21 protein-coding genes are annotated in these 24,620 nt (G+C 66.5%); 16 read left to right on the top strand and 5 right to left on the bottom strand.

The features are described 5' to 3' along the window. The coding region (locus HLA95_RS21660) for an integrase core domain-containing protein (protein ID WP_222184491.1) at nucleotides 1–324 on the top strand (324 nt) is incomplete at its 5' end. Here HLA95_RS21660 and HLA95_RS21655 read toward each other — a convergent pair. After that, nucleotides 321–812, bottom strand: coding sequence for a hypothetical protein (locus HLA95_RS21655; RefSeq protein WP_191059538.1), 492 nt, complete (start codon nucleotides 810–812; stop codon nucleotides 321–323). The two genes, HLA95_RS21660 and HLA95_RS21655, sit on opposite strands and share 4 nt — an antisense overlap. A 304-nt stretch (nucleotides 813–1,116) precedes the next feature. Between HLA95_RS21655 and HLA95_RS21650 the strand changes: the two genes are divergently transcribed. From HLA95_RS21650 to HLA95_RS21595, 12 genes are all read left to right on the top strand, one after another. Continuing rightward, nucleotides 1,117–1,359: a hypothetical protein gene (locus HLA95_RS21650; RefSeq protein WP_191059537.1), complete on the top strand. Its 243-nt coding sequence runs from the start codon at nucleotides 1,117–1,119 to the stop codon at nucleotides 1,357–1,359. 392 nt (nucleotides 1,360–1,751) lie between these two features. Further along, the gene (locus tag HLA95_RS21645) at nucleotides 1,752–2,894 is read left to right on the top strand and encodes a sugar ABC transporter substrate-binding protein (protein WP_191059536.1); all 1,143 of its coding nucleotides are present in this window, start codon (nucleotides 1,752–1,754) and stop codon (nucleotides 2,892–2,894) included. 78 nt (nucleotides 2,895–2,972) lie between these two features. After that, nucleotides 2,973–4,547, top strand: a complete 1,575-nt coding sequence (locus tag HLA95_RS21640; protein WP_191059535.1) for a sugar ABC transporter ATP-binding protein — start codon at nucleotides 2,973–2,975, stop codon at nucleotides 4,545–4,547. Next, nucleotides 4,544–5,515 carry an ABC transporter permease gene (locus HLA95_RS21635; protein ID WP_191059534.1) on the top strand — a complete coding sequence of 324 codons (972 nt, stop codon included), beginning with the start codon at nucleotides 4,544–4,546 and terminating at the stop codon, nucleotides 5,513–5,515. Before HLA95_RS21640 ends, HLA95_RS21635 begins: the two co-directional genes overlap by 4 nt. Before the next feature lie 2 nt (nucleotides 5,516–5,517). After that, complete coding sequence (locus tag HLA95_RS21630) at nucleotides 5,518–7,044, top strand: FGGY-family carbohydrate kinase (protein WP_191059533.1); 1,527 nt, start codon at nucleotides 5,518–5,520, stop codon at nucleotides 7,042–7,044. A gap of 15 nt (nucleotides 7,045–7,059) precedes the next feature. Further along, nucleotides 7,060–8,799 (top strand): glycerol-3-phosphate dehydrogenase/oxidase, encoded by a 1,740-nt coding sequence (locus tag HLA95_RS21625; protein ID WP_222184489.1) that lies wholly within the window; start codon nucleotides 7,060–7,062, stop codon nucleotides 8,797–8,799. Continuing rightward, a complete protein-coding gene (locus tag HLA95_RS21620) occupies nucleotides 8,796–9,614 on the top strand; it encodes a DeoR/GlpR family DNA-binding transcription regulator (RefSeq protein WP_191058894.1) in 819 nt (272 codons plus the stop codon). Before HLA95_RS21625 ends, HLA95_RS21620 begins: the two co-directional genes overlap by 4 nt. Next, nucleotides 9,611–11,107 (top strand): FGGY-family carbohydrate kinase, encoded by a 1,497-nt coding sequence (locus tag HLA95_RS21615; protein ID WP_191058893.1) that lies wholly within the window; start codon nucleotides 9,611–9,613, stop codon nucleotides 11,105–11,107. The genes HLA95_RS21620 and HLA95_RS21615 overlap by 4 nt, the downstream gene beginning before the upstream one ends. A gap of 29 nt (nucleotides 11,108–11,136) precedes the next feature. Further along, the gene (locus HLA95_RS21610) at nucleotides 11,137–12,447 is read left to right on the top strand and encodes an extracellular solute-binding protein (protein WP_191058892.1); all 1,311 of its coding nucleotides are present in this window, start codon (nucleotides 11,137–11,139) and stop codon (nucleotides 12,445–12,447) included. A 73-nt stretch (nucleotides 12,448–12,520) separates the two neighbouring features. Next, nucleotides 12,521–13,441 carry a carbohydrate ABC transporter permease gene (locus tag HLA95_RS21605; protein WP_191058891.1) on the top strand — a complete coding sequence of 307 codons (921 nt, stop codon included), beginning with the start codon at nucleotides 12,521–12,523 and terminating at the stop codon, nucleotides 13,439–13,441. Then, nucleotides 13,429–14,244 (top strand): carbohydrate ABC transporter permease, encoded by an 816-nt coding sequence (locus HLA95_RS21600; RefSeq protein WP_191058890.1) that lies wholly within the window; start codon nucleotides 13,429–13,431, stop codon nucleotides 14,242–14,244. Before HLA95_RS21605 ends, HLA95_RS21600 begins: the two co-directional genes overlap by 13 nt. Nucleotides 14,245–14,254: 10 nt before the next feature. Beyond that, a complete protein-coding gene (locus HLA95_RS21595) occupies nucleotides 14,255–15,370 on the top strand; it encodes an ABC transporter ATP-binding protein (RefSeq protein WP_191058889.1) in 1,116 nt (371 codons plus the stop codon). A 655-nt stretch (nucleotides 15,371–16,025) separates the two neighbouring features. Here the strand turns inward: HLA95_RS21595 and HLA95_RS21590 are convergent. The 4 genes from HLA95_RS21590 to HLA95_RS21575 form a co-directional block, all read right to left on the bottom strand. Next, complete coding sequence (locus HLA95_RS21590) at nucleotides 16,026–16,625, bottom strand: helix-turn-helix domain-containing protein (protein ID WP_222184485.1); 600 nt, start codon at nucleotides 16,623–16,625, stop codon at nucleotides 16,026–16,028. A gap of 147 nt (nucleotides 16,626–16,772) precedes the next feature. Then, nucleotides 16,773–18,761 carry a hydantoinase B/oxoprolinase family protein gene (locus tag HLA95_RS21585; protein ID WP_191058888.1) on the bottom strand — a complete coding sequence of 663 codons (1,989 nt, stop codon included), beginning with the start codon at nucleotides 18,759–18,761 and terminating at the stop codon, nucleotides 16,773–16,775. A gap of 3 nt (nucleotides 18,762–18,764) precedes the next feature. Beyond that, entirely contained in the window at nucleotides 18,765–20,852 is a 2,088-nt protein-coding gene (locus HLA95_RS21580; protein WP_222184483.1) for a hydantoinase/oxoprolinase family protein, read from the bottom strand. A gap of 90 nt (nucleotides 20,853–20,942) precedes the next feature. Further along, nucleotides 20,943–21,719, bottom strand: a complete 777-nt coding sequence (locus HLA95_RS21575; RefSeq protein ID WP_191059619.1) for a cupin domain-containing protein — start codon at nucleotides 21,717–21,719, stop codon at nucleotides 20,943–20,945. A 161-nt stretch (nucleotides 21,720–21,880) separates the two neighbouring features. On the opposite strand from HLA95_RS21575, the gene HLA95_RS21570 reads away from it, so the two are divergent. Genes HLA95_RS21570 through HLA95_RS21560 form a run of 3 tightly spaced genes read left to right on the top strand, consistent with a single transcriptional unit; the run spans nucleotide 21,881 to nucleotide 24,583 of the window. Next, nucleotides 21,881–22,936 (top strand): ABC transporter ATP-binding protein, encoded by a 1,056-nt coding sequence (locus HLA95_RS21570; RefSeq protein ID WP_222184481.1) that lies wholly within the window; start codon nucleotides 21,881–21,883, stop codon nucleotides 22,934–22,936. A 1-nt stretch (nucleotide 22,937) separates the two neighbouring features. Continuing rightward, nucleotides 22,938–23,798, top strand: coding sequence for an ABC transporter permease (locus HLA95_RS21565; protein WP_191059617.1), 861 nt, complete (start codon nucleotides 22,938–22,940; stop codon nucleotides 23,796–23,798). Beyond that, nucleotides 23,795–24,583 (top strand): ABC transporter permease, encoded by a 789-nt coding sequence (locus HLA95_RS21560; protein WP_191059616.1) that lies wholly within the window; start codon nucleotides 23,795–23,797, stop codon nucleotides 24,581–24,583. The genes HLA95_RS21565 and HLA95_RS21560 overlap by 4 nt, the downstream gene beginning before the upstream one ends. The last annotated feature ends 37 nt before the right edge of the window (nucleotides 24,584–24,620 follow it).

The following is a 24,620-nucleotide window of genomic DNA, read 5'->3' as shown; positions in this document are numbered from 1 at the left end:
GCCTTCGTCCACATCTTCGACCGGGTTTGCGCAGAGCACAGCATCGAGCACCGCCTGACCAAGGTGAACCACCCTTGGACCAACGGCCAGGTCGAGCGCATGAACCGCACGATCAAGGACGCTACCGTCAAGCGCTACCACTACGACAGCCATGAACAGCTCCGGGTCCATCTGCAGCTGTTCGTCGATGCCTACAACCACGCCCGCCGGCTCAAGACCCTGCGTGGCCTCACGCCCTACGAGTTCATCTGCCAGATCTGGGCCAAAGAGCCCGATCGGTTCAGGCTCGACCCGTCACACCACATGCCGGGACCGTACACCTAGCGTCCGCTGCACTCCTGTTCGATCGTGTCCAGCTCGCCGTGCAGGCCTACCTCACCAGGGTCGGCCAGCAGGTGCGCGAGCCATGCCGGTGCCTGGTTGTCGTGGTCCATAGCTAGGTGATGCAGGCGGTCAATCAGCGCCAGATCGGATGGGTGGCCGTTAGTGTCGATCAGCAGACCAGCCGGGCGCATCTCGACATACCGGCCGTAGGCACGGGCCTCTGCGGTCGGTTCGGCCGCATCGTTGGCAGGCGCAGGTGCGTTCGCCGCGACTAAGGCCGCCCGGATCTCCTCACACCGGCCGCGTAGGTGCGCGAGCACGTTCGGTGCAATCGGACGCAGCGACTTCCAGGTGATCCGACCATCCGGCTCAAGGGCGAATGCGACACCGGCTGTCGCGCCAGGGAAAGCGCCGCAACACAGCTCGCCTCCCCACCTGTGCAACGCGCTCATAGGAAAAAGATTGGGAAGAAGCGTCATGAGCGTCATGGTCGGGCGCTTCCGGCACGTGAGGGGTCGGTTCGTCCGGCTCTCTTGGCGTCTCCAGCTTCAGTGACACCGACATCGATCACCTCCTGAAGAGAGCCGCCATGTCGCTCACCGCCAAGTCCGCTCGACACCTCGATGCAGCGAGGCTCGACCAGAGCGCAGCCCGCCGGATCAATGCCTTGCGCCTGGAATGGCTGGAAGCTGTCGATCAGAACTTCTGGGCGCTGGACAACCTGCGCCGCATGCGAGAGGGCACGGAGCACACGAGAAGGCGGCCGGGCGGATCGTGCGGCGCCGGGCGGTCATGTTCGATCTGGTCGAGCAGGCCTGCGCGGTACCGCTGGATGGGTCCGAGGCGCGCTGGCAGCTGCAGTGCTTCGCCGACTGGATCGAGAAGGCTGGCAGCGACCACGAGGACCGGGATATCGAGCTGATCGAGGAGCGCCTGGGCCGGATCATCGAGGGGGAGTGCGAGGTGGTGCCACTCGATCTGCTGGCGGTGTCGGCGAACAAGGCGCTGCATGGAAGAAGGTCGGCGGCGTCCTGAGGGCTATGTTCCGATGCTAGAACGACCGCCCCAGCCTCTTCGAGGCGGTCTTCATAGGCACAACACTTATGGCGGCCGCAAATGGCACGGACACGGGCCATTTGCTGCGAGCTCCTGAGGAAGCGTTCGCCCGACAAAGCTAGTCGAAGGTGGGCCGGTCGCCCCGCTGCAGAGTCAAAGGTTGTCATGGTGCATTGCTGCCCGTGACATTTGACCACCAGCGATCACAAGATCACATTGGATCTTAACAACGAAGCGGCTGGGATGTTACGTTCCGTTGGCTCGGCTGCCGGTCCGCAGGCCGAGCCCACGCAACAGAGGGGCCGTCGCGAGGACTCCAGGGGTCCGCACAGAGCACCAAGGAACAAGGTGCCGGGGAAGAGGAGGCTGAAATGAGCTTGAGCAACGGACGTTGCGCGATCATGGTCGCCATGCTGGCCACACTGGCCGGCGGCACGGCGCTGGCGGCGGAGAAGTACGAGGTCGCAGTCATCCGCTGGGCGCCGGAGGACATCTACTTCAACGGCGTCCAGCTCGGCCAGGAGATGGAACGCGACCGGATCATGAAAGAGGACGGTGTCGAGATCGAGTTCCGGGTGTTCGGCGCCAACGACGTGAGCGCTCAGCGCAACGCGCTCGACGCGCAAATCTCCCGCGGCGTGGACGGCGTGCTGATGGTGCCCTGGCGAGGCGAGGCGATGCGCGGCGTGGTCAGCCAGCTCCACGACGACGGCATCCCAGTCGTGATCAGCAACAACCTGGTACCGGGCGCCAAGCAGACCTTCGTCGCCTTCGACAACGAGGCCGCGGGCCGCAAGGGGGGTGAAGCGCTGGTCAAGCGATTGAGTGAGCTGCGCGGCGCCGACTGGGCGAAGGCGGGCGGCGTAATCATCGAACTCCGCTGCGTCATCACCGCCTCCGGTGACATCGATCGCCACAACGGCTACCGCAGTGCGCTCGATCCAATCGTCGCCGAAAACCCGGGCGTTCAGATCGAGGTCAACGAGGCCGGGTGCGACGGTGGCAAGGCGCGCAAGGCGGTCGACGACATCATCGCCCGCCATGGCCCCGAGCAGATCCTGGCAGTGATCAGCATCGACGGCACTATGGGCGTGGGCGGTGCCGTGCCGGCCTTCCAGGCGCAGGGCATGCTGGTGCCGCCGGACGATCCCAAGCACATCCCGATCATCACGATCGACGGCACCATGCCCGAGCTGGAGGCGCTCGAGCGTGGGCACATCGACACGGTGATGGTCCAGCCGGCCTTCGGCGAGGGCATCATGTCGATGCGGCTGCTCTACGACATGATGAAGTCGGGCAAGATGCTGGAAGCTCCGGCCGAGCCGCAGAAGCTCTATACCGACGGCGACGAGTTGTGGATGCCGGTCGAAGTGCTGCCCTCCGACCAGTTCGACGGGCCATGGTACCGGATCCAGACCTACAGCGTCCCGCACGACGTCTCGCCCAAGGATCCGCGCAACTGGGCGGTGCAGATGTCCGAGCAGGGCGGCGCCCAGCCGAAAGGCGCTAACTGACGGATCGCGGCCCGGTGTTTTCCCCGTGGGGAGGCGGCGGGTCGTGACTGGGCCGACATTCCATCTTGGATCATTCTCATGCTCGCTGCCGCTCTCCCGATCGAGAGCCCGACCGACGCGGCCGAATCCTACCAGCTGGCCAGCCTCACCCGCCGGTTCCCCGGCGTGCTGGCGGTCGATCAGGTCGACCTGACCGTCCGTCGCGGCGAGATCCACGGCATCATCGGCCGCAACGGTGCCGGCAAGTCGGTGCTGGTCAGCATGATCGCGGGCCTCATCCCGCCCAGTGCCGGCACGGTCCTGGCCAGTGGTGGCCAACTCGACGCCGTGAATGCCACGCCGGTCCGGGCGCATCGGCTCGGCATCTCGCTGATCCCGCAGGAGCCCCGGTTCGCCCGAGCCCTCACCGTCACCGACAACCTGTTCATGGGCCGCGAACTTACCGTGGGCCTGGGCTTTCTCGATCCGGCTGCCATGCGCCGCGCGGTGGCCGAGGTGATCGATCGGCTGGAGCTGGAGGCGAGCCCGGCCAGTCGGATGGGCGACCTGCCGATCGAGACCCAGCAGCTCCTGGCGTTCGGCAAGGCGGTGTTCATCGAGCACGCCCGGATCATCCTCCTGGACGAGATCACCGCTTCCTTGTCACGCCAGCGCAAGACTCGGCTTCTGGGCCTGCTGCGCACGCTGGCCGCCGAATCGACCGACCTGTCCTTCACCCTGATCTCCCATCACATCGCCGAGGTGATGGAGTTCACCGACCGGGTGACGGTGATGCGGGATGGTCGGGCGGTCGCGACGCTGACCACTGCCAGAACTGACGAGAGGAGCCTGGCCAACTGGATCGTGGGCGACGTCAAGATCGGTAGCGCGGCGCAGGCAGCCAGGCCCGTCGCCAGGCCACGGGCGGAGGCCGTGCCACTGCTTACGGCAGGCAGGTTGGGCGACGGCCGCGACTTCCACGACCTGTCCTTTCAGCTGCAGCGCGGTGAGGTTATCGGCTTTGCGGGGCTGGAAGGCTCAGGCAAGGACGCCGCCCTGGAGGCGCTGTTCGGCCTGCGCCCGTACCGGACCGGTGAGATGCTCCTGGAGGGCAGCGTCGTGCGCTTTGCCGCGCCGCGCGAGGCACTCAAGGCCGGTATCGCCTTCTTGCCCAAGCACCGCGAGGTCCAGGCGGTCATCCAGAACCGGCCGGTCGAGGACAACACGCTGATCTCCAGCCTGCGCCGGATCCAGGGTCCCTTGGGCTTCCTGCGGGTGCGCGAGGGCCAGCGCATCGCGCGCGAGAAGACCGCCGAGCTGCAGGTCAAGACGCCCAGCATCTTCACGCCGATCGACCATCTGTCCGGCGGTAACAAGCAGAAGATCCTGATCAACCGGCTGTCACTGACCACGCCCAAGGTTTTCCTCCTCAACGAGCCGACCCGGGGGGTGGACCTGGCAGCCAAGCCGGCGCTGTTGCAGGTCGTGCGCGAAAAGCTGGCGGCACAAAGCGGCGTGATCATGCTCTCCGAGAGCGAGGACGAACTGGTCGCCTGCTGCGACCGGGTGCTGGTGTTCTTCCGCGGCCGGATCAGCCGGATCTTGGAGCGGGACAAGCCTGACTTCACCGTCGGCGAGATCTATAAGAGCGTTCAGGGGGTTGAGGAGCCATGAGCGGTTCCCTGCAAGCATTCGTCCGCACCGTATTCGAGCGGCATCTGATCTGGGCGCTCCTGGTCCTGCTGGTCCTAATCGGTCTGACGGTCCCGGGCTTCCTGTCCACGCGCAACGTGGTCAATGTCCTGTGGGCGGCGGCCCCATTGGGCTGCGTCGTGCTGGGCCTGTTCTTCGTGCTGCTGACCGGCAGCCTCGACCTGTCGCTGGAATCGACCTTCGCCCTAGCGCCGGCCCTCGCGATCATGATCGTGCTGAACTGGCTGCCGGACCTGATCTGGCCGGGCCTCACCATGCCGATCGTGCTGATGATCGGCCTCCTCGCCGGCATGGTGAACGGATTCATCTCGGTGCGGCTGGGCGTGAACGCCTTCCTGGTCACGCTCGCCACCTTACTGGTGTACCGCGGGATCGTGATCTTCCTGATCCCGGAGGGCATCTACTATCTGCCGATCGAGATGACCTTCTGGGGCGAGAGCCGCGTCCTGGGCTTCCTGCCGATCGCGGTGATCATCTGGTTCGTTCTCTACGGACTGGCCTTCGCGCTCATCAACTACCACCGCCTGGGCAAGAACATCTTCGCGCTCGGCAACAATCCGGAAGCCGCCTTCATCGCCGGGGTCGATGTCGACCGCACCCGGATCACCTGCTTCTGCATCGCCGGCGTGCTGGCAGCGCTCGGCGGGCTGCTGGAGGTCGGGCGCCTGCAGTCGGCGGTGGCCGATCTTGGCCAGGGCGACATCCTGATGGCGTTCGCCGGTGCCATCCTGGGCGGCACCGGGCTCGCCGGCGGGGTGGGCAGCGTCGGCGGGATTTTCGCCGCTGTGCTGGTGATCTCTATCATTGAGAACCTGATGAACCTGTTTGGCGTCGAGCCCTCGGTGCGGCAGATCGTGTTCGGCCTGATCCTCCTGGCCGCGATCTACCTTACCAGCCTGCAGGGCCGTGTCCGGGTCAGGGCGGTCTGACCATGCCCAACAGCTATCTGCTCGGGATCGACAGCGGCCTGACCGTCACCAAGGCGGTGGTGTTCGATCTTTCCGGCCGCGCGCTGGGCCTGGGCCGTTGCGAGATCACAACGCGCAAGTCGAAGCCGCGCCACGTGGAGCGCGACATGGGCGAGCACTGGCAGGCGACCTGCCGGGCGATCCGGCAGGCGCTGATCCAGGCGACGGTCCCGCCGGACCGGGTCGTTGCCATCGGCATCACCGGCCATGGCGACGGCGTCTACCCAGTCACGGCGGCGAACGAGCCCAACGGTCCCGCCATGCTGTCGCTGGACAGCCGCAGCAACGGCATCGTCGAGGAGTGGCGGCGGGACGGCCGGATGGACGAACTCCTGCACCGTACCGGCCAGGCAACCCCGAGCTTCACCGCCGCCGCCCACTTGGCCTGGATGAAGCGCCACGAGCCGGAACGCTACCGCAGCACCCGCTGGGTGCTGTTCTGCAAGGACTGGCTGCGCTTCCGGCTGACCGGCAAGATCGCCACTGATCGGACCGAAGCCAGCTCCTCGTTCACCGACGTGCAGACCCAGCGCTATAGCAAGGAAGTGCTGGAGCTCTATGGGATGCCGGAGCTGTGGGACGCCCTGCCGCCGGTCTTGGAGCCGACCGCGATCGCCGGCGAGGTGACGGCCGAGGCGGCGGCGGTCACTGGCCTGGCCGCGGGCACCCCGGTGGTCGCCGGCCTGCACGACGTGGTGGCGACGCCGATCGGCATGGGCTGCATCGAACCGGCCCAGCTTTCCCTGATCGCCGGGACCTTCAGCATCAACTCGGTGATCTCCACGGCCCCGGCCTTCGACCCGGACTGGTGCTGCCGCAACGGCTTCCGACCAGGCGAATGGCTGGACGTCAGTGGCTCACCGGCGTCCGCGACCAACATCGACTGGTTCGTGCAGCAGTTCTGCCGCGACGCGCTGAAGGAGGCGCGGGCACTCGGCTGCTCGCCGTTCGACCTGCTCCAGGACGAGATCGAGGCCGCGTTCGCCCGGCCGTCCGGACTCCTCTACCACCCCTTCCTCTACGGCTCGCCGCACGGCGATGCCGCCACGGCCGGCTTTCTCGGGATGCAGGCCTGGCACGAGCGCGGCCACCTGATCCGCGCCCTGTTCGAGGGCATCGTCTTCAACCACCGCTTTCACGTCGACGCGCTGCGCCGGGCCTTCCCGATGACCGAGGCACGCCTGGGCGGCGGCGGGGCACGGAGCCCGCGGCTTAGCCAGCTGTTCGCCGACACGCTGGACCTGCCGGTCACGATCGTCGACGCCGACGAGGCGGGTGCTCTGGGCGTCGCCCTGTGTGCCGGGATTGGCAGCGGCTGCTATGCCGACTACGCCCAGGCGGTGGCCGCTACCTGCCGGATCCTCCGCCGGCATGAGCCTGATCCTGGATGCCATGCCGCGCTCGACCATGCCTACCATACCTATCTCGGCTCGATCCGTGCGCTCACGCCGTTCTGGCCGGCCCTGCGTGCGACCGACGAGCTTGCCTGAAGTGAGAGCTGCACCATGGCCATGACCCGCCAGCAACGTCTCGCCGCGGTCCGGGCAAAGACAGATTTCCCGGTTGTTATCGTCGGCGCCGGGATCAACGGCATTGGGACCTTCCGCGACCTGTCTCTGCAGGGGGTGGATTGCCTGATCGTCGACAAGGGTGACTTCTGCAGCGGTGCCAGCGCAGCACCCTCCCGCCTGATCCATGGCGGTCTGAAATACCTGGAGACCGGCGAATTCCGTCTGGTCGCTGAGGCGACGCTGGAGCGCAACCGGCTGCTGCGCAACGCGGGACACTTGGTCCGCCCGCTGGAAACGATGGTGCCGCTGTTTTCATGGCTGGACGGGATCGGCCCGACGGTTCGGCGCTTCTTCCGCCGCCCGGCTCGGACCACCAGCCGCGGCGCGGCCATCATCGAGATCGGCCTGTCGCTTTACGACTATCTGGGGCGCCGCGAGCGCGTCATGCCCCGGCACCGATTCTGGCGCCGACAGGCGGCGCTCCAGGCGATGCCGGGCCTGGATCCCCGCTTGGTCGCCGCGGCCAGCTACTACGACGCCTGGATCACCCAGCCGGAACGGCTCGGGCTGGAACTGGTCCTGGATGCCGAAACGGCCAATCCCGGCTCGATCGGCCTGAACCATGTCCGCCTGGTCGGCCGGGATGGAGGCCAGCTCCGATTTCGGGACGAGCTGTCCCAGGAGGAGTTTGAGGTCCGCCCCGACCTCGTGATCAATGCCGGTGGTGCGTGGATCGACCGAGCCAACCAGGTGATGGCGGTGCCGAGCCGCTACATCGGGGGCACCAAGGGCTCGCATCTTCTCCTGGACCATCCGGCCCTCCTGCGGGCACTGGCTGGCCGGATGCTGTCGTTCGCCACGGCGGACGGCCGGCTCTGCCTGGCCTTCCCGTTCCTCGACCGGGTGCTGACCGGCTCCACCGACTTGCGCATCGACGATCCCGACCAAGCAGCCTGCGAAGACGCCGAGATCGACTATATCCTGGCGGCCCTAGGGGCGATGTTCCCGGGCCTTTCGGTCGAGCGCTCGCACATCGTCTACACCTATTGCGGCGTGCGGCCCTTGCCGCACAGCAATGCCGCGGATGTGGGCGAAATTAGCCGGGATCACTCGGTGCCGATCGACGAGCCCACCGCCGAGAGGCCCTTCCCCATCCTGTCGCTGGTGGGCGGCAAGTGGACCACGTTTCGCGCCTTCGCGGCGGAGACGACCGACCGGGTGCTGGCCCGGCTGGGGCGGCAGCGCCGCTGCTCAACTGAGCTGGAACCGATTGGCGGCGGTCGTGGCCTCCCGCCGGCGGGGCCGGCCCAGGACGCCTGGATAGCGGAGTTCGCTGTCCGCCGCGAGGTCGAGCGTGAACGGGCGACAGCACTCATGCATCGCTACGGTAGCCGTGCCGAAGCCGTTGCCCGCTTCTGCGCCGCCGGCGCCGACCAGCCCCTCAAGAGCCTGCCCGCCTATACCAGACGCGAGATCGAGTTCATCGCCCGCGAGGAGCAGGTCGGCACGCTGGGCGACGTCCTGCTGCGCCGGACCGTGATCGGGATCACCGGCCGCGCCAGTCTCGCCGTGGTCCAGGAGCTGGCCGAGGTACTGGGCGAGGTCCTCGGCTGGGACAGAACCCGCCGCGAGGCGGAGGTGGCGCACATCAGAGCGGACCTGGCTGACCGCCACCGGGTAGTGCTGGCGGACGAAGCGCCGACTTACGTGGCGCGCGTGGCCGTGCCGACGTGAAGAGTTCCGCACGCCGCCAGCGGATCATCGATGCGCTGATGGAGCAGGGCTCAGTCCAGGTCGACGACCTCGCAACCTCACTCAGGGTTAGCCGGATGACCATCCATCGCGATCTCGACATGCTCGAGAGCGACGGGATCGTCTGCAAGGTCCGTGGCGGTGCCACCATCCAGTCGAATACCCTATTCGAGAGCGATTTCCGCTACCGGGAGCGAGTGGCGCTGGAGGAGAAGCGCCTGCTGGCGGAGGCGGCGGCCGAGCTGATCGAGCCGGGCCAAGCGATCATCCTGGACGGTGGGACAACGATCCAGGCCCTGGCACCCCTCCTGGTGCAGCGGCGGCCGCTCACCGTCATCACCAACAGCCTGGGCATCTGCACAGCGCTGGCGGAGGCACCCGGCATCAGCCTGATCGGCCTCGGCGGCATCTACAGCCGGCACTATCATGGCTTCATGGGCGCCCTCGCCGAGCGGATGCTGGCCGATCTGCGCGCCAACCTTCTGTTTATGTCGACCGCCGCCGTCTGTGGACGGACCGCCTTCCATCAGGACCCGCAGGTGGCCCAGGTCAAGCGGGCGATGATCGCGGCCGCCGAGCGGCGCTTCCTCCTGGTCGACCACAGCAAGTTCGGCAAGACTGCCCTGAACGTGCTGACCGACCTGACGGCCTTCGAGGCAGTATTCACAGGCTCGGCCCTACCCCAGGGCGTCCGCAGGGAGCTGGCCGGTCAGGGCGTCACGCTGCGCATAGTGCAGGTGCCGGAGCGAGTAGGCCGCCCGGCGGACATGGTGATCGGAAGTGAGGTGGCACCATGAGCCTGTTTCTCGGCATCGATGCGGGCGGTACCGTGATCAAGGCCGCCGTCTTCGATGGTCAGGGCAAGGAGATCGCCGCCGGCGTCGCGCCGATGACCAACAGCCACCCGCAGCCAGGGCGCAGCGAGCGCGATCCGCTCGCCATGTGGGAAGCCTCGGCGGCCGCAATCCGGCAGGTGCTGGCGGCACCAGGAGTCGACGCCCGGGAGATCGCCGCGGTGGCCTGCACGGGGCACGGCAACGGCGTCTATGTCTTCGACCGGCAGATGCGGCCGGCCTGCCCGGGCATCATCTCCTCGGACATGCGCACCCACGACCTGTGCGAGGCGCTGATGGCGTCTGAGCGCGGCCAGGAGCTGGTGGCGCACTCGCGGCAGCAGCTCCGGCCGGCATCCACGCCGCTCTACCTCCTGTGGTTCGATCGTCATGCACCCGAGGTCACTCGCGCTGCGCGCCACGTCCTGCTCTGCAAGGACTATGTGCGTTACCGCCTGACCGGCAGCATCGACAGCGACCTGAACGACCTGTCCGGCAGCCAGCTCGTGCATATCGAGACGCGCGACTACGACGCGCCGCTGTTTGAGGGGCTGGAGATCAGCCACTGGCTGGAGCGGATGCCGCGCATCCGGCGCAATTCCGAGATCGTCGGTACGGTGACGCCGGAGGCCGCGGCACAGACCGGATTGCGGCCCGGCACGCCCGTGGTCGCGGGCACCATGGACCTGGACGCCGTGGCGCTGGCGTCCGGCGTGACCCGGCCGGGCGAGCTGGCGATCTGTGCCGGGACCTGGAGCATCAACCTGATGGTCCAGGACGAGCCGGCCGGCCCACCCTTCCCGCTGATGCAGTGCCTGGACCAGGACGGCAGCCGCTGCCTGGTCGTCGAGGGCAGCCCGACCTCGGCCACCAACCTCGCCTGGTTCAAGACTGGCGTGCTAGACGATTCCCTGGAGTTCGAACGGATCAACGCCCTGGTGGAGGGAGTGCCGCCCGAGGCCAGCCGCCTGGTCTACCTGCCCTATATCCACGGGGCGCCGGGTGCGCCGCGCGGCGCGTTCGTGGGACTGGGCGCAGAGAACGGTCGTGCCGAGATGCTGCGGGCCCTGTTCGAGGGCGTAGTATTCAAGCACCGCGCGCATGTCGCGGACCTGGTCCGGGTGACGGGCCGTACGCCCGAGGTGGCACGGCTTTCGGGTGGTGCCGCCAAGAGCGCGGTATGGGCGCAGATGTTCGCCGATATCCTGGAGCTGCCGGTCGAGGTGGCGGCAGGATCCGAACTGGGGGCATTGGGCTCCGCGATCTGCGCCGCAGTCGCCGTCGGCGCCTATCCGGGCTTCGAGGCGGCCATCGCCGGTATGGTCCGGCTGGAGCGCCGGTTCGAGCCCAGGGCGCAGGTGATCGAGGCCTATCGGCTGAAGGCCGACGACTGGCACAAGGTCGATGGCTATCTGGCTCCGGCCTGGGCGGAGCTGGGAGGACCGCTCCTGCGATGAAGCAGTCGTCGTGAAAGGGAGGAACGAGAATGAGGAATCGAGCAAGGCAGCGATGGCTGGATACGGCCGCCCTCGGCCTGACAGCGGTGTGGCTGGCGGCAGCTCCGGATGCACAAGCCCAGGCCACGGCCGAGGCCTGCGCCGGCAAAGTCCCGGAAGTCCGGGTGATCGTCCAGCCGATGCCGGCGACAGGTCATCTCGACACGATCAAGGGCGAGTTCGAAGCGAAGTGGCAGACCAAGGTCGAGATCGTCCAGTACGGCGAGAACGACCGGCGCTCGCGCTCGCGCCTAGACGCGTCGAGCGGGGCCGGCGCCTATCAGGTCTATTACATCGACGAGGCCAACGTCGCCGAGTTCGCCGCATCCAAGTGGGTGCTGCCACTGCTCGACTACCTGCCGAAGGACTATGACTACGAGGGCTTCCTCGACGCCCGCAAGGCGGTGGCACAGTGGAACGGCACGCCCTACTTCGCGCCGATCACCGGCGGCGGCGACATGATGATCTACCGCAAGGACGTCTTCGCGGAGAAGGGCATCGCCCCGCCCAAGACACTGGACGAGCTCAAGCAGGCGATCGCCGCCCTGCACTCACCTCCGGAGATGTACGGCTGGACCGCGCGGGCGCGGCGCGGCTCGGGCATGAACGTCTGGCGCTGGACCCCGTTCTTCCGGGCCGAGGGCGGCCAGTGGTTCCAGGACGGCGAGGCCAGCTTCAACTCCGAGGCAGCGGTCAAGGCGACCGAGACCTACAAGGACCTGTTCCAGTTCGCGCCGCCCGGCGCCACGACCAACACCTGGTCCGAGGTCGTCGAGAGCTTCCGGGCCGGCCAGGTCGCGGTGATCGTGGAGAGCGACCCGCTGGCCTTGTGGATGGAGGATCCGGAGAAGTCGCGGGTGGTCGGCAAGGTTGGCTTCGCGCCGCCACCGGAACCGCTACCGTCGGCCGGCTATGCCCACGGGCTCGCCCTGTCGGCGAGCGGCAATCCGGACGACTGCTCCAAGCTGGTCTCCGCCGACTTCATTGGCTGGGCCACCAGTTCGGAGATGGAGCACCGGCGCTTCGAGGCTGGCCTGTTCGCGGACTTCGCCCGCAAGAGCAGCCTGGAGGACCCGATCTTCAAGGAGAAGGTGCCAGCCGAATACATTCAGGCGCTCGCCGGCACGTCACCGCGCACCAGCCTCCTGATCTATGATGGCCCGGAATGGCCCGAGATCGGTGACTTCCTAGGCCTGGTCCTCGAGGAGGTCCTGACTGGTACCCGCGACGACATCCAGCTCTCGCTGGATGAGGCAGCGGAATATGCCAACGACATCATGCGCCGCTCGCAGCGCCAGTGATGGCCTGGCAGGCGGGCGGTGATCTTTCGCCGCCCGCTCCAGCCGATCTGCCGACTAAGGACTGAGCCGGACCATGAACCACTCGGCATCGCCCGGGACGGGCCAGCCGCGGCGCCTACGGCCTGAGCATCGACGCTTCGCACTGGTAACCCTTCTGCCAGGGCTGAGCCTGCTCATCCTCCTGTCGCTGATCGCCAGCGTCGGCGCCATCAACCTGGCCTTCCAGGACCGCATGCTGCGCTTCCCGGACGCGGCCTATGTCGGTCTGGAGAACTTTGAACGGCTGTTCCGTGACCGACGCTTTGCCAACGCGCTGCAGGTCTCCGCGATCTGGGAAGTGGTGACCGTTGTCTGCACGATGCTGCTCGCCGTGCTGCTGGCGATTCTGCTGGTCGAAGGGGTGCGGAGCCCCCGGGTCCGCAACGCCATCTGCATCCTGCTGATCATCCCAGTGCTCCTGCCGCGCGTCTCGGCGGGCCTGATCTGGCGGTTCCTCTACAGCCCGACCATGGGCGCCGCGAACTATCCGCTGACCATGCTGGGCCTGCCCCCGATCGAGTTCTTGAGCGATCCGCAGATCGCGCTCTACGCGGTAGCGCTGGTAGACATTTGGCAGTGGGGCCTGTTCTTCGGCGTGGTCCTGGCCAAGCTCATCGAGACGTTGCCCAAGGAGCCGCAGGAAGCCGCTCGCCTCGACCATGCAGGCACGCTGGGGGTGTATTGGTGGGTGGCGCTGCCCATGCTGCGTGGTCCCATCATCATGATGACCTTCGTCAAGGCGATCGAGTCGTTGCGCTCGTTCGACCTCATCTACACGATGACCGCCGGCGGGCCTGGCATCAGCACCGAAACGCTGGATCTTTACGCTTTCCAGCAGGGGATCGGCATCAGCGGCCGGATCTCCTACGCCTCCAGCCTGAGCGTCCTGCTCATGGTGATGACGGTGATCATCTTCTCCATCCTGTGGAAGAGGGCTGCACGATGGGCCGCGTGACCCTGCGCCTCGGTGGGGGGCTGCTCACCTGGCTCATTGTCCTCCTGGCGCTGTTGCCAGTCTTCTGGACGATCCTCAGCTCTTTCAAGAGCCTGCGCGACATCGTCTCGCCGATCCCGGTGCTGGTGTTCCAGCCGACGCTGGAGAACTATCGGACCGTGCTCACCACCCCCGCCGTGCGCGACGGCCTGGTCAACAGCATCATCGTGGTCGGCAGCGCGCTGCTGATCGGGGTCGTACTGGGCGTGCCTGCCGCCTACGCGCTCGCACGCTTCGTGCGCCGCCTCAAGGGCGACATCCAGTTTTTCGTCCTGTCGCTGCGCTTCATGCCGCCCGTCGCCGTCGCGCTGCCATTCATCGCGCTCTGGCTCGATCTCGGCCTCTACGACACGCTGATCGCGGTCATCGTGACCTACTGCATCGTCACCATTTCTACGATCATCTGGCTGGGCGTTCCCGCGTTCGAACAGGTGCCGCGTGCCATCGAGGAGGCGGCCGCCCTGGAAGGCTATGGGCCGTTCGCGGTGTTCTGGAAGGTGGCATTGCCGGTCGCTGCGCCCTCGCTGGTGGGTGCGGTGCTGTTCACCTTCGTGATCACCTGGAACGAGCTCCTGATCGCCTTAGCGCTCACCTCGCGCAACGTCACCCTGCCGGTGGTAGCGGCCGGCTTCACCACGCTCGGCATGGAGGTGCCATGGGGCGTGATCAATGCCTCCTCCGTAGTGCTGGCCCTGCCGCCGCTCATTCTAGTGGGGCTGATCATGCGCTTCATCGACCGGTATTTCTCGCGCCCGGCGCGCTAGGGGACGCTTCATGGCGACGATCGAGATCAGGGACATCGGCAAGAACTACGGCGACGTACGTGTCTTGGACGGGCTCAACCTCGACATCGGCGACGGCGAGTTCATCGTGCTGCTCGGCCCGTCCGGCTGCGGCAAGTCGACGATGCTGCGAATGATCGCGGGCCTGGAGGATGTCGACAGCGGCACCATCGCCATCGGCAGCAAGGTGGTGAATAACCTGGCCCCGGGCGACCGCAGGGTCGCCATGGTCTTCCAGAGCTATGCCCTCTATCCGCACATGACGGTGTTCGACAACATCGCCTTCGGCCTGCGGCGCCTGCGTGTGCCGAAACTGGAGATCACGCGCCGGGTCGACGAGGTGGCGAAGCTCCTGGCCATCGACGGCCTGCTGGCCCGCAAGCCTGCCCAGCTATCGGGCGGCCAGCAGCAGCGGGTCGCGATGGCCCGGGCCATGATCAAGACGCCCTCGGTGTTCCTGTTCGACGAGCCGCTGTCCAATCTGGACGCCAAGCTGCGCGATCATCTCAGGGTGGAGATCAAGCGCCTGCACGGCATGCTCGGCACCACCACGATCTTCGTCACCCATGACCAGCTGGAGGCGATGGCGCTGGCCGACCGCATCGTGGTGATGAACGGAGGACGCATCGAGCAGCAGGGCACGCCGCAGGAGATCTATCACGCGCCTCAAACTCTGTTCGTCGCCCGGTTCGTGGGCAATCCGACTATCAACCTCCTGGATGGGCGGGTCGGCACGGACGGCAGGATCGAATACATGTCAGGGTCACTGGATGTCGGCGCGGCTCGGCTCGATGGCCTCGCCCCCGGCAGCCCGCTGACAATCGGCATTCGGGCGCGTGACCTGAAACTGCCGGGCCGGCTGCCGGAGGCGGCCGTTGCCGGGCGTATCGATGCCAAGGTGGAACTGGTCGAACTGCTGGGCGACGAAGCCCAACTCGACCTGCTAGTGGGCGACAAGAGCCTCGTGGTGCTGGTCGACGGACGTACGCCACCTGCTATCGGCAGCACGCTCAGCCTAGAGGTCGATCGCAATGCCCTCCATCTATTCGATCCCGAGAGCGGCCGGGCGATCCACAAGACGGGCCAGAAGCTTCACCAGGCAGCGTGAGCTTTCTTGTTCCGAAGCAGGGACAGCGACGTGCACCCACTATGAGCGGAGAGGCCGAATATCCAGTATGTTGCGCCTCAGCCCTGCATCAAGGAGGCAACCGGGACCTTCCGGAAAACCGGCAGCTGCAAGTGAGCCTCTGGCGTTGACCGAAGCCCCAGCTTGATGAGGCCAGCTCATGAGCAGAATTTCTGCCGTACCCGCTACCGGATCTTACCGGACGTGCCTGGACGGCTACCGCAATAGGTGGCTGAAGACGTCTCATGAACGATTAGCTCGTCCACATTCGCAACTTTCGCGACCCTCAAGCTCGACGGCGAGGCGGAAGGCTTCACGTCGATCTTTCGATTGATGCGCCATGAACGCTGCTCCTCATGTGGACATGATCCACGGGTTGGAGCTGCGGCTGCCTTGCCTCGCCAGCACCAGGCGAACCCGGTATCTCCGCTCGCCAGGATGCAGCTAGCCCGGGAGCGGAGGCCGGCAGAGCGCGGAGATAGAACAAGGGCGTCAAGAGAACGTTGCCCGGGGAGACCTGGAGCGGCTGCGCTCGCTGACTCGGCGAAAGCCAAAGCTCTTGGTGTTCGTTGTTGCTGATGCTCAGCTGCGTGATACATCTGAGATGCTGAACAGACCGGGACATCTCTGCTGTGCATCACCAGTGATGGTCGATGTGATAGCTGACCAGGACAGCTTGCTGAGGCTCATCGGTCATGTTTCTGATGGAGTGTGGGACATCGGCCGGATATCTCGCGGTTGCACCTTTCGCGAGTGTGAGAGTGCTGTCGCCGGAGGTGACGATTAGCCCGCCTGAGAGAGCGGTCAGATGCTCCCAGCTGCCCCGTCGATGAGCATCGCTGGCAAGCGTGCCGCCTGCCTGAAACTCCAGCTCGAACCATTGCGTGCTGTGGGCCAGGCCCAGGGGGCTCAGGATTCGGACCCGACAGAGCCCGTCGCGACTCTGGAGCTCGGGAGTATCGGCTGCCGGGATTAGCTCCGCGGGCGGCGGGCTCCGAAACTCCGGCGAGATGGTGAGCTCGCCCAGGCTAATGCCCAAAGCAAAGGTGATACGCCAGAGGGCCGCGAACGTAGGAGAAGACTCGCCTCGTTCGATCAGGGAGATCATGGACTTTGAGACCTTCGAGAGGTCTGCTAATTGCTCAAGTGTAAGCTGCCGCTGCTTACGATGGGCTCGCAAAGTACGCCCGATCTCGACTGGACTCTTGACGCCCATTTCGATCGGCTCGTCTAGCATTCCTCAGAATTCTCCTAACAGGGTGCACGAGCTCGAATGCTGGCTGGTCGACTCACCGGCCATTCCGCCCGCCGCCCGCACAAGACGACCGGTGGATCGTTCCGGGGCGGCAGGTCATCCAGGTGACCGACCAATGCGGAATCTCCGCTACTCGAATGCAGCCAGTTCACGCTCGACCGCCGGACGCGCCTGAACAAGACCCGCCGCATCGATGGCGCCGGTTGGCGACAGATACGGCAGCACCGGCGCGAAGATCTTTCGACGTGCCGAGCGCCGGGCAGCGGGCGGCAGCCGCGATAGGGCCGAGTTGATCCGGCTCATGAAGTCGTTCGAGAAGAGGCTCTCCCAGGTGAGCCGCTCCCTACCCAGGTCGAAGACAGTCCCGGCCTCGGCCGTCCTTCCCACATGCGTTGCCCGGAGAGCCTGGGTCGCGGCGTGGTCGACCTTCCCTTCCTCGATCACCACCTTGTAGTCGTCACGCGCGCTCTGCGCGCTGATGAAGCCGCGCTTCAGATCCAGCAGGACCGCTTCTGGGTCGCGTTCGGCCGGATCGCCATAGCCACCGCCGCCAGGTGTCAGGAAAGTGATGGTCTCTCCCACCTCGAGATCCACCACGTCGATCTTGCCGAGTTCCTGCTCGTCCGGGCGGCCCAGATTCTTGATGGTGCGGGAGCCCTTCGCGCAGAAGCCGCCGGCCATGCCCCAAGGCACGAAGCGATGGCGCTCCATGCCGCGGGCCAGCACTTGGCAGCCCGACACTTTCGGCGAGAAGGTCAGCTCCAGCCCCACACCTCCCCGCCAGCGGCCGGCCCCGCCCGAATCCTGGCGAACGCCATAAGTGTGGACCATGACCGGTGCCGAGCTTTCGATGCTCTCGATCGGGTTGTTGGACATGCCGCTGGTGCCGGGATCGCGGCCGTCAATGCCATCGGCGCCGAGCATCGCCCCGGTGCCGCCGGACAGGAGCTGCACCACCATGACCTGCCGGTCGCCATCGCTCGTCTGCGGGCCGGCGAGCACGACCGGGATGGTCACGCCGCAACCTGGTGCACGCATGAAATCCGGCACTGCGGCGGCCAGCACACCGTTCAGGACGTCCATCACTCGATTGCCGGTGGCATGGCGCACGCCCACCGCCGCCGGGAATACCGGATTGAGCAGGCTGCCTTCCGGCAGGGTCATGGTGACCGGCTCGAAGATCCCGGAGTTGAGTGGCACCGCACGATCGCGCGTGTAGACGTATTGCAGGAGGCGCAGCGAAAGCCAGGTATGCCGCTTGCCGCAGGACGGCAGGTTGAAGGCGGCGGCGACCTGCGGATCGGTCTGGCTGAAGTCGATGTCGAGCAGCCCGTCCCTCACCTTCATTCTGGCATGGATCCGCACCGGGACCGGCGACACCAGATCATCGTCGAGATAGTCCCAGAACTCGTAGGTCCCGTCCGGAATGGTGCGGAAGGCGGCGCGGGCCTTAGCGGCCGAATAAGCTGGGACGTCCACCGCCGCGGCCTCGAACGCTTCGACGCCGTGCTGCTCGATGATGCGCGCAACCCGCCGCTCACCCACCGCCAGCGCGGCCAGCATGGCCTTGAGATCGCCGGCATTCTCTTCCGAGGTGCGGCTGTTGGCGCCCATGACGGCCAGCATGTCTCGGTTGGGCTCGCCCCTGCAGACGATCTTCACTGGCGGGATCATCAGCCCTTCCTGGTAGATCTCGTGGCTGCTGGGCGAGATGCTGGACGGGACCCGTCCCCCGACATCCGCGGAATGGACGAAGCACCAGCCATAGCCGACGATCCGGTCCTTGGCGAAATAGGGCTTCACCAGATGCAGGTCCGGCAGGTGGGTGGCGAGGCCGCCGGATGCGAAGGGATGGTTGGTGAGCACGACGTCGCCGGGCGAGAGCTCGCCGATCACCTCCAGCACCGTGCTGTAGTCGTTGTCGACCATACCGATCACGCCCACGCCGCGCGGGTAGGCGAACAGCCGGCCGGCATGGTTGACGAGACCGGTGCCGAAGTCCTGGGTCTCCTTGACGTACATGGTGCGGCCGGACCGCTGCAGGGCGTTGCCCATCTCCTCGGCGGCAGCGGTAAGCTTGGTCGCCAGGATCTCGAGCAGAACAGGATCAAGACGCATTCTTTACCGACTCCGCTCGATGTTCAGCACGCCGACCTCGTCTGCCGCCAGACGCCAGCCAGGCAGGATCCAGGTGGTGGTGTCGCTCTGCTCGACGATGAGCGGCCCATCGAGCCAGGTGCCGCTGCCGAGTTCCTCCCTCCGCACGACCCGCGCCTCGACCCAGGCACCACCATGGAAGACCTTGCGGGTGCGCAGGTGGCCGCCGGCTCGTGAAGCAGCCACCGTCCGTGGCAGCTCGAAGGTCGGTACCCGGCCGATGATGCTCAGCCGCTGCGCAACGATCTCGATGGCCGCATCGTCCTCGCGGAACCCGTAGATCGCCTCGTGCGCCTGGTGGAACGCCTGCGCCACCGCAGAGACGTCGCGCGCGGTGCGGGCGGAGGCCGGAACCGTGACCATGAGGTTGTGCGCCTGGCCCGCGTAGCGCATGTCCGCGGCGTACTCGAGATCCTGCGAGAGGATCGCGATCCCTTCCCCTGCCAGCCAGGCCTTCGCCTCGCTCTCCAGCGTCGCCCAGTTGTCCCAGAGGCGGTCGCCCAGGCCGATCAGCCGCGCGTGGCCCAGCGCCGCCACGAAGTCCCGGCGGACATCGGCCAGGGCGGCACCCAGCGCGCAGAAGGTCGCCGCGGCCGGCGGCACCGCCACGCCGGCCAGGCCGGCTTCCTCCGCCAGCAGATTGGCATGGGTCGGTCCGGCACCGCCGAACGGCATCAGGACCTGGGTGGTAGGCTCGTGGCCCTTGAGTGCCAGGAGCTTGAACAGGTCGGTTGCCATCTGCGCGGTCGCCACGCTGATGGCCGCCTCGGCGGCATGAGCGGCGGAGGGCAGGTTCAGGCGATCGGCCACCTCCTGGAGGGCTACCTCGGCGCGTGCCTTGTCCAGGCGGATGCGGCCGCCGAGAAAGCCGTCCGGGTCGATCAGGCCGAGCACCAGATAGCAGTCGGTCACGGTCGGCCGGATCCCACCAAGCCCATAGGCGACCGGCCCCGGATTGGCGCCGGCGCTTTCGGGCCCGACCTTGATGATGCCGTGGGCATCGACCGACACGATCGAGCCGCCGCCTGCCCCGATGCTGGATACGCCGACCACCGGCATCATCAGGGGCAGCTCGCCGATGCGCGACGTCGTCGTGAACTCGAGGACGCCGTCCACAATCACGGCGATGTCGGCGCTGGTGCCGCCCATGTCGAAGGTCAGGGCGGAACCGATGCCCTGGGCCTTGGCCAGCTTGGCGGCCGCGGTGGCGCCGGACGCCGGGCCCGACAGCATGGTCTCGATCGGCCGGGCGCGTGCCGAATGGACGCTCAGCATGCCGCCGGAGGAGGAGGTGAGCTGCAGAGCGGCCGTGATCCCTGCGCCGTCGACCCGCTGCGCGAGCGTCGCCAGGTAGTCTTCCATCAGCGGATGGACCTGGGCGTTGATGCAGGCGACGACGGTCCGCTCGAACTCGCGGATCTCCGGCCAGACCGACGACGAGCTGGTGATCAGGAGATCCGGCAGCCGCGCGGCTATCGCGGTGACCAGCTCGCGCTCCAGCGTGGCGTCGACATAGGAGTTCAGCAGGGTGATGGCGACCGCACCCACGCCCAGGGCCCGGATCCTGGCGCACAGATCGTCCAGTTCCGCCTCGCCCGGGCGGCTCATGACGATGCCGTCCGCATCCGTGCGACCGCCAATCTCCAGGATCCGGTCACGCGGGACGATCGGCCGCTCCTTGGCGACATGGATGTCGAACGACGAAGGCAGGCGCGCCCGGCCGATCTCCAGCACGTCACGATTGCCCCTGGAAACCACCAGCGCGATGTCGGCCACCTTGTGCTGGAGCACCGCATTCAGCGCCAGTGTCGTGCCATGGACGATGCGCGTCCGGGCTTCCCGTAGCGCGGGATGAGCGTCCACGAGATGCTTCAGCCCCAGATGCACCGCCATGGACGGGTCCTTGGGCGTGCTCGGCTCCTTGTGGAAGACCAGCTGCCTCTCGGGCAGCGCCAAGACGAAATCGGTGAACGTCCCCCCGACGTCGATGCCGATGGTCGCACGCGCAGCCGGGTCTGCGGCAGCTTCGTCAAGACGTCCGGCCGATGCCATTTCCTACTCCGATGTCGGTTGTCGAGCGCACCACGAGGGGCCGCTGCAGCTTGAAGCGGATGCCGCAGGTCCGATGGACCATCGGGCGGGCTAGAACCGGAAGACGCAGTAGATCTTCCGCACGAACCGGTCGTTCTTCCAGTCGCACTCGACGCCAGCCGGCACCATGAAGCTGTCCCCAGCCACGAAGCGCAGCGTGTCGCCGGAGGGCGCCGTGAAGGACACCTCACCCTCCAGCAGGTGCATGAACTCGTAGCGCGGGAAGAGAATGGTCTTCCGATGATACGGCGTGGCACTCCAGATGCCCGCGGCGAAGCGCTGATCGGTTGTACTGAAGGCGGCGCGGCCCATGGTCTGCGGCACCTCGCTCAGCAGCAGCTCCGTCGGCGGGGGTGCCGACGGCGCCAGCTCGACCCCGGGATCGATCCGGACGACCGTCGTGGGATCCGCCGCGGCCACCCCAGTCGAATCGGCGGCGACGAACAGGTAGCGTGCCGGTCCGGGCTGGCTCCAGCGAGACCATGCCCCGGCAGGAAGGACGAAGCTGTCGCCTGCCTGGAAGCTCGTCTCGGTCCCGTCCTTACCCGTGATGACGATGCCTCCGGAGACCAGCATCACGAAGCTGTCGCGTGCTGCCGGAGGCAGGGTGACGGTCTGTGCCGGAGCGTCGACGACGCCTGCCAGGAGATTGACGGCGCGATCCTGGACCAGGAGGCTGGCGCGAACCCGGGGGTCGGGCTCGGCCGGGCGTCCCGGCAGGGGCGATGGCAGCTCGGTTGGATTGTGCAGAGGGCCCCCATGGGAGAATCGAGGGATCGCCGCGGCGAACGGTCCCACTTCCGGCGCGAACTTCGCACTTCCCGTCATCGCGTTGACACCCTGCCAAATTCCAGCATATTGGAATTCATGGCACGCTCCCGAATCCGACGCAATCCTCTTCCGTCCGTGACCGGCCTGTGCCGGCGCACCTTTCACAGCCTGTGGCCGGGCGCGGCATGAGCCAGCCCGCCGCCCTGCGTCTCGTGGACGTGACCAAGCGTTACCCGGCCGGCTATACTGTCGGTCCGGTTTCCTTCGAGATCGGCAAGGGCGAGTTCTTCTCGCTTCTAGGTGAGAGCGGATCCGGCAAGACCACCCTGCTGCGCTGCATCGCCGGCTTCGAGACGCTGACGACCGGCACAATCACACTCGGGGGCGAGCCGATCCATACTAGGCCAGCCCACCTGCGCAATGTCGGGCTCGTGTTCCAGAACTACGCGCTGTTCCCGCATCGCACTGTCTACGAGAACGTCGCGTACGGCCTGAAACTGCGCAAGCGGCCGCCGAAGGAGATCGCGGAGCGGGTCGGACGGATCCTAGAGATGGTGGGCATGCCGGACCTCGGGGGGCGCTATCCCTCCCAGATCTCGGGGGGGCAGCAGCAGCGCGTGGCGCTCGCCCGCTCCCTGATCCTGGAGCCGCCGCTCGTGCTGTTCGACGAGCCTCTTTCTAACCTGGACGCGAAGCTGCGCGTGCAACTCCGCTTCGAGCTGCGCGCCCTTCAGCGCCGGCTCGGCATGACCTGCATCTTCGTGACCCACGACCAGTCCGAAGCGCTCGCTCTGTCCGACCGCATCGCCGTTCTGGCCAAAGGACAGGTCGTCCAGGTGGGGCCGCCGGCCGACATCTACCAGCGGCCGAACTCCATCTTCGTCGCGGAGTTCGTCGGCAGCTCGAACCGCCTGTCGGCTACGCTCGAACACGCGGACCAGGACGGTAGCCAAGTACGGACCCAGGGTGGCCTAGCTCTCCGATCGTCGGTGCCGGCGCAGACGGGCACAACGCAGCTGGTGGCAATGTTCCGCCCGGAGGAGGTTGAGATCCTGCCCTCCTCCGCTCCGGAAGCACAGAACCGGTTCGCCTGTGAGATCGCCGATCTGACCTATCTCGGCGAGGACACCCACCTGCAGCTGGTCACCCGCGTGTCGGGCGAGCGGCTTCTGGTGACCTTCAAGAGCCATCGTCGCTGGGCGGGGCTGGCAGCCGGCGACGAGGTGGTCGCGGCGATCGACCCGGCTGCTGTCCGCCTGTTCGACGGGGCCTGAGATGGCTTCCCGGTTCCGCTTGCCACTCTGGGTCATCCTGCTGGCGTTGCCAGGGCTCTATCTTGTCGGGCTTTTCCTGGCACCGATCCTGTACATGCTGATGTTCAGCTTCTGGCAGTACTCGCAGATCGACATAGTGGTCCGGGCGTTCACGCTTGAGAACTACCTGGCGCTGCTGTCGCCCTATTATCTGCGCCTGTTCGGCCGGACGTTCTCGATCGGCCTAGCCACAACGCTCATCGCGGCGGTCCTGGCGTTTCCTGTGGCCTACTTCATCGCTCGGGCGCGGCCGGCAATCAAATCCCTCGCTATTTTCCTGATCATGACCCCGCTGATGATCAGCACGGTGGTCCGGGTGTTCGGCCTGGCACTGATCCTGCAGCGCGACGGCGTGCTCAACCAGTTCCTGGCGCTGATCGGGCTGCCCGTGGTCCTGCTGGCGCGCACTCAAAGTGCCATTGTCATCGGCCTCGTCCAGATGCTGCTGCCCTTGATGGTGCTGCCGCTCGTCTCTGCGATTGAGCGGATCTCGCCCAGTGTTGAGGAAGCCGCGCGCAACCTCGGGGCCAACAGCGCGCGGGTCTTCGCCACCGTGGTGTTCCCCCTGGCCCTGCCTGGGCTCGTCTCCGGCTGCGTCCTCGTCTACACGCTGTCGATCAGCGCGCTGGTGATCCCTGCCCTGCTCGGTGGCGCCGGCGACCGGATGATCGGCCAGCAGATCTACGACCAGATGTTGGTGGCGTTGAACTGGCCGTCATCGGCCGCGCTGAGCACGGTGCTGGCGGTCTTCACGATCATCTTTGCCATGCTGGGGCTGAGCCTCACCGCACGGGCCGCTAGGCTGCGGGAAGCAGGCCGATGACGCCTGTCGCCCGACGCATCCTGCTCACCGTCGTGATCGCCATCTATGCGTTGATCTTGGCACCGATCGTGGTCGTCGTGGCGGTCTCGTTCGATGGCAGCGGCCGCTATGCCTTCCCACCGACCCAGCTTTCCTTGCACTGGTTCCAAGAGTTTTTCCAGAGCGCTCCCTACTTCAACTCCTTCATGTACGTGAGCCTGCCGATCGGCCTGATCGTCGCGGTGGTGGCGACGTTCCTCGGCATACTGGTCGCGACCGCCCTGACGCGGTGCCGGTTCCTCGGCCGCCAGATGGCCGAGATCTACTTCACCGCACCTCTGTTCGTGCCGGACATCCTGCTTGCCGCCGCCCTCTATCTCGCCTACTCCACGATCGGGATGAAGGGCTCGCTCTTGTCCATCGCCGCCGGGCATCTGGTGATCGCCCTACCCTATGTCGTGCGCACCCTGATGGCCGGCATGGCCGGAATCGACCCGAGGCTGGAGGAGGCGGCTCAGAACCTGGGGGCTTCGCCCTTGCAGGCGTTCACCCACGCGACCCTTCCGTTGCTCCAGTCTAGCATCGTCTCGGGGGCGGCCTTTGCCTTCATCGTCTCCTTCAGCGACATCAACCTTTCCTTGTTCCTGTCCGGCCCGGGCACCACGACCTTGCCGGTACATATCTTCTCGCAGCTCGAGTTCCAGGACGATCCGACCATCGCCGCCGCTTCGACCCTGCAGATCCTGCTGGTGGGCAGCATGCTCTTTGTCCTGCAGCGCCTTTTTCAGCGGACGCCGGCCAGGTGAGCGAGCACGGTCGCCCCGCGCATCTCCGGCATCCTGT

It is taken from the genome of Geminicoccus harenae (genome assembly GCF_019800005.1).
In the GTDB taxonomy this organism is placed as follows: domain Bacteria; phylum Pseudomonadota; class Alphaproteobacteria; order Geminicoccales; family Geminicoccaceae; genus Geminicoccus; species Geminicoccus harenae.
Note: the sequence above shows the minus strand (reverse complement) of the source record. Positions and strands in the feature narration are given on the sequence as shown.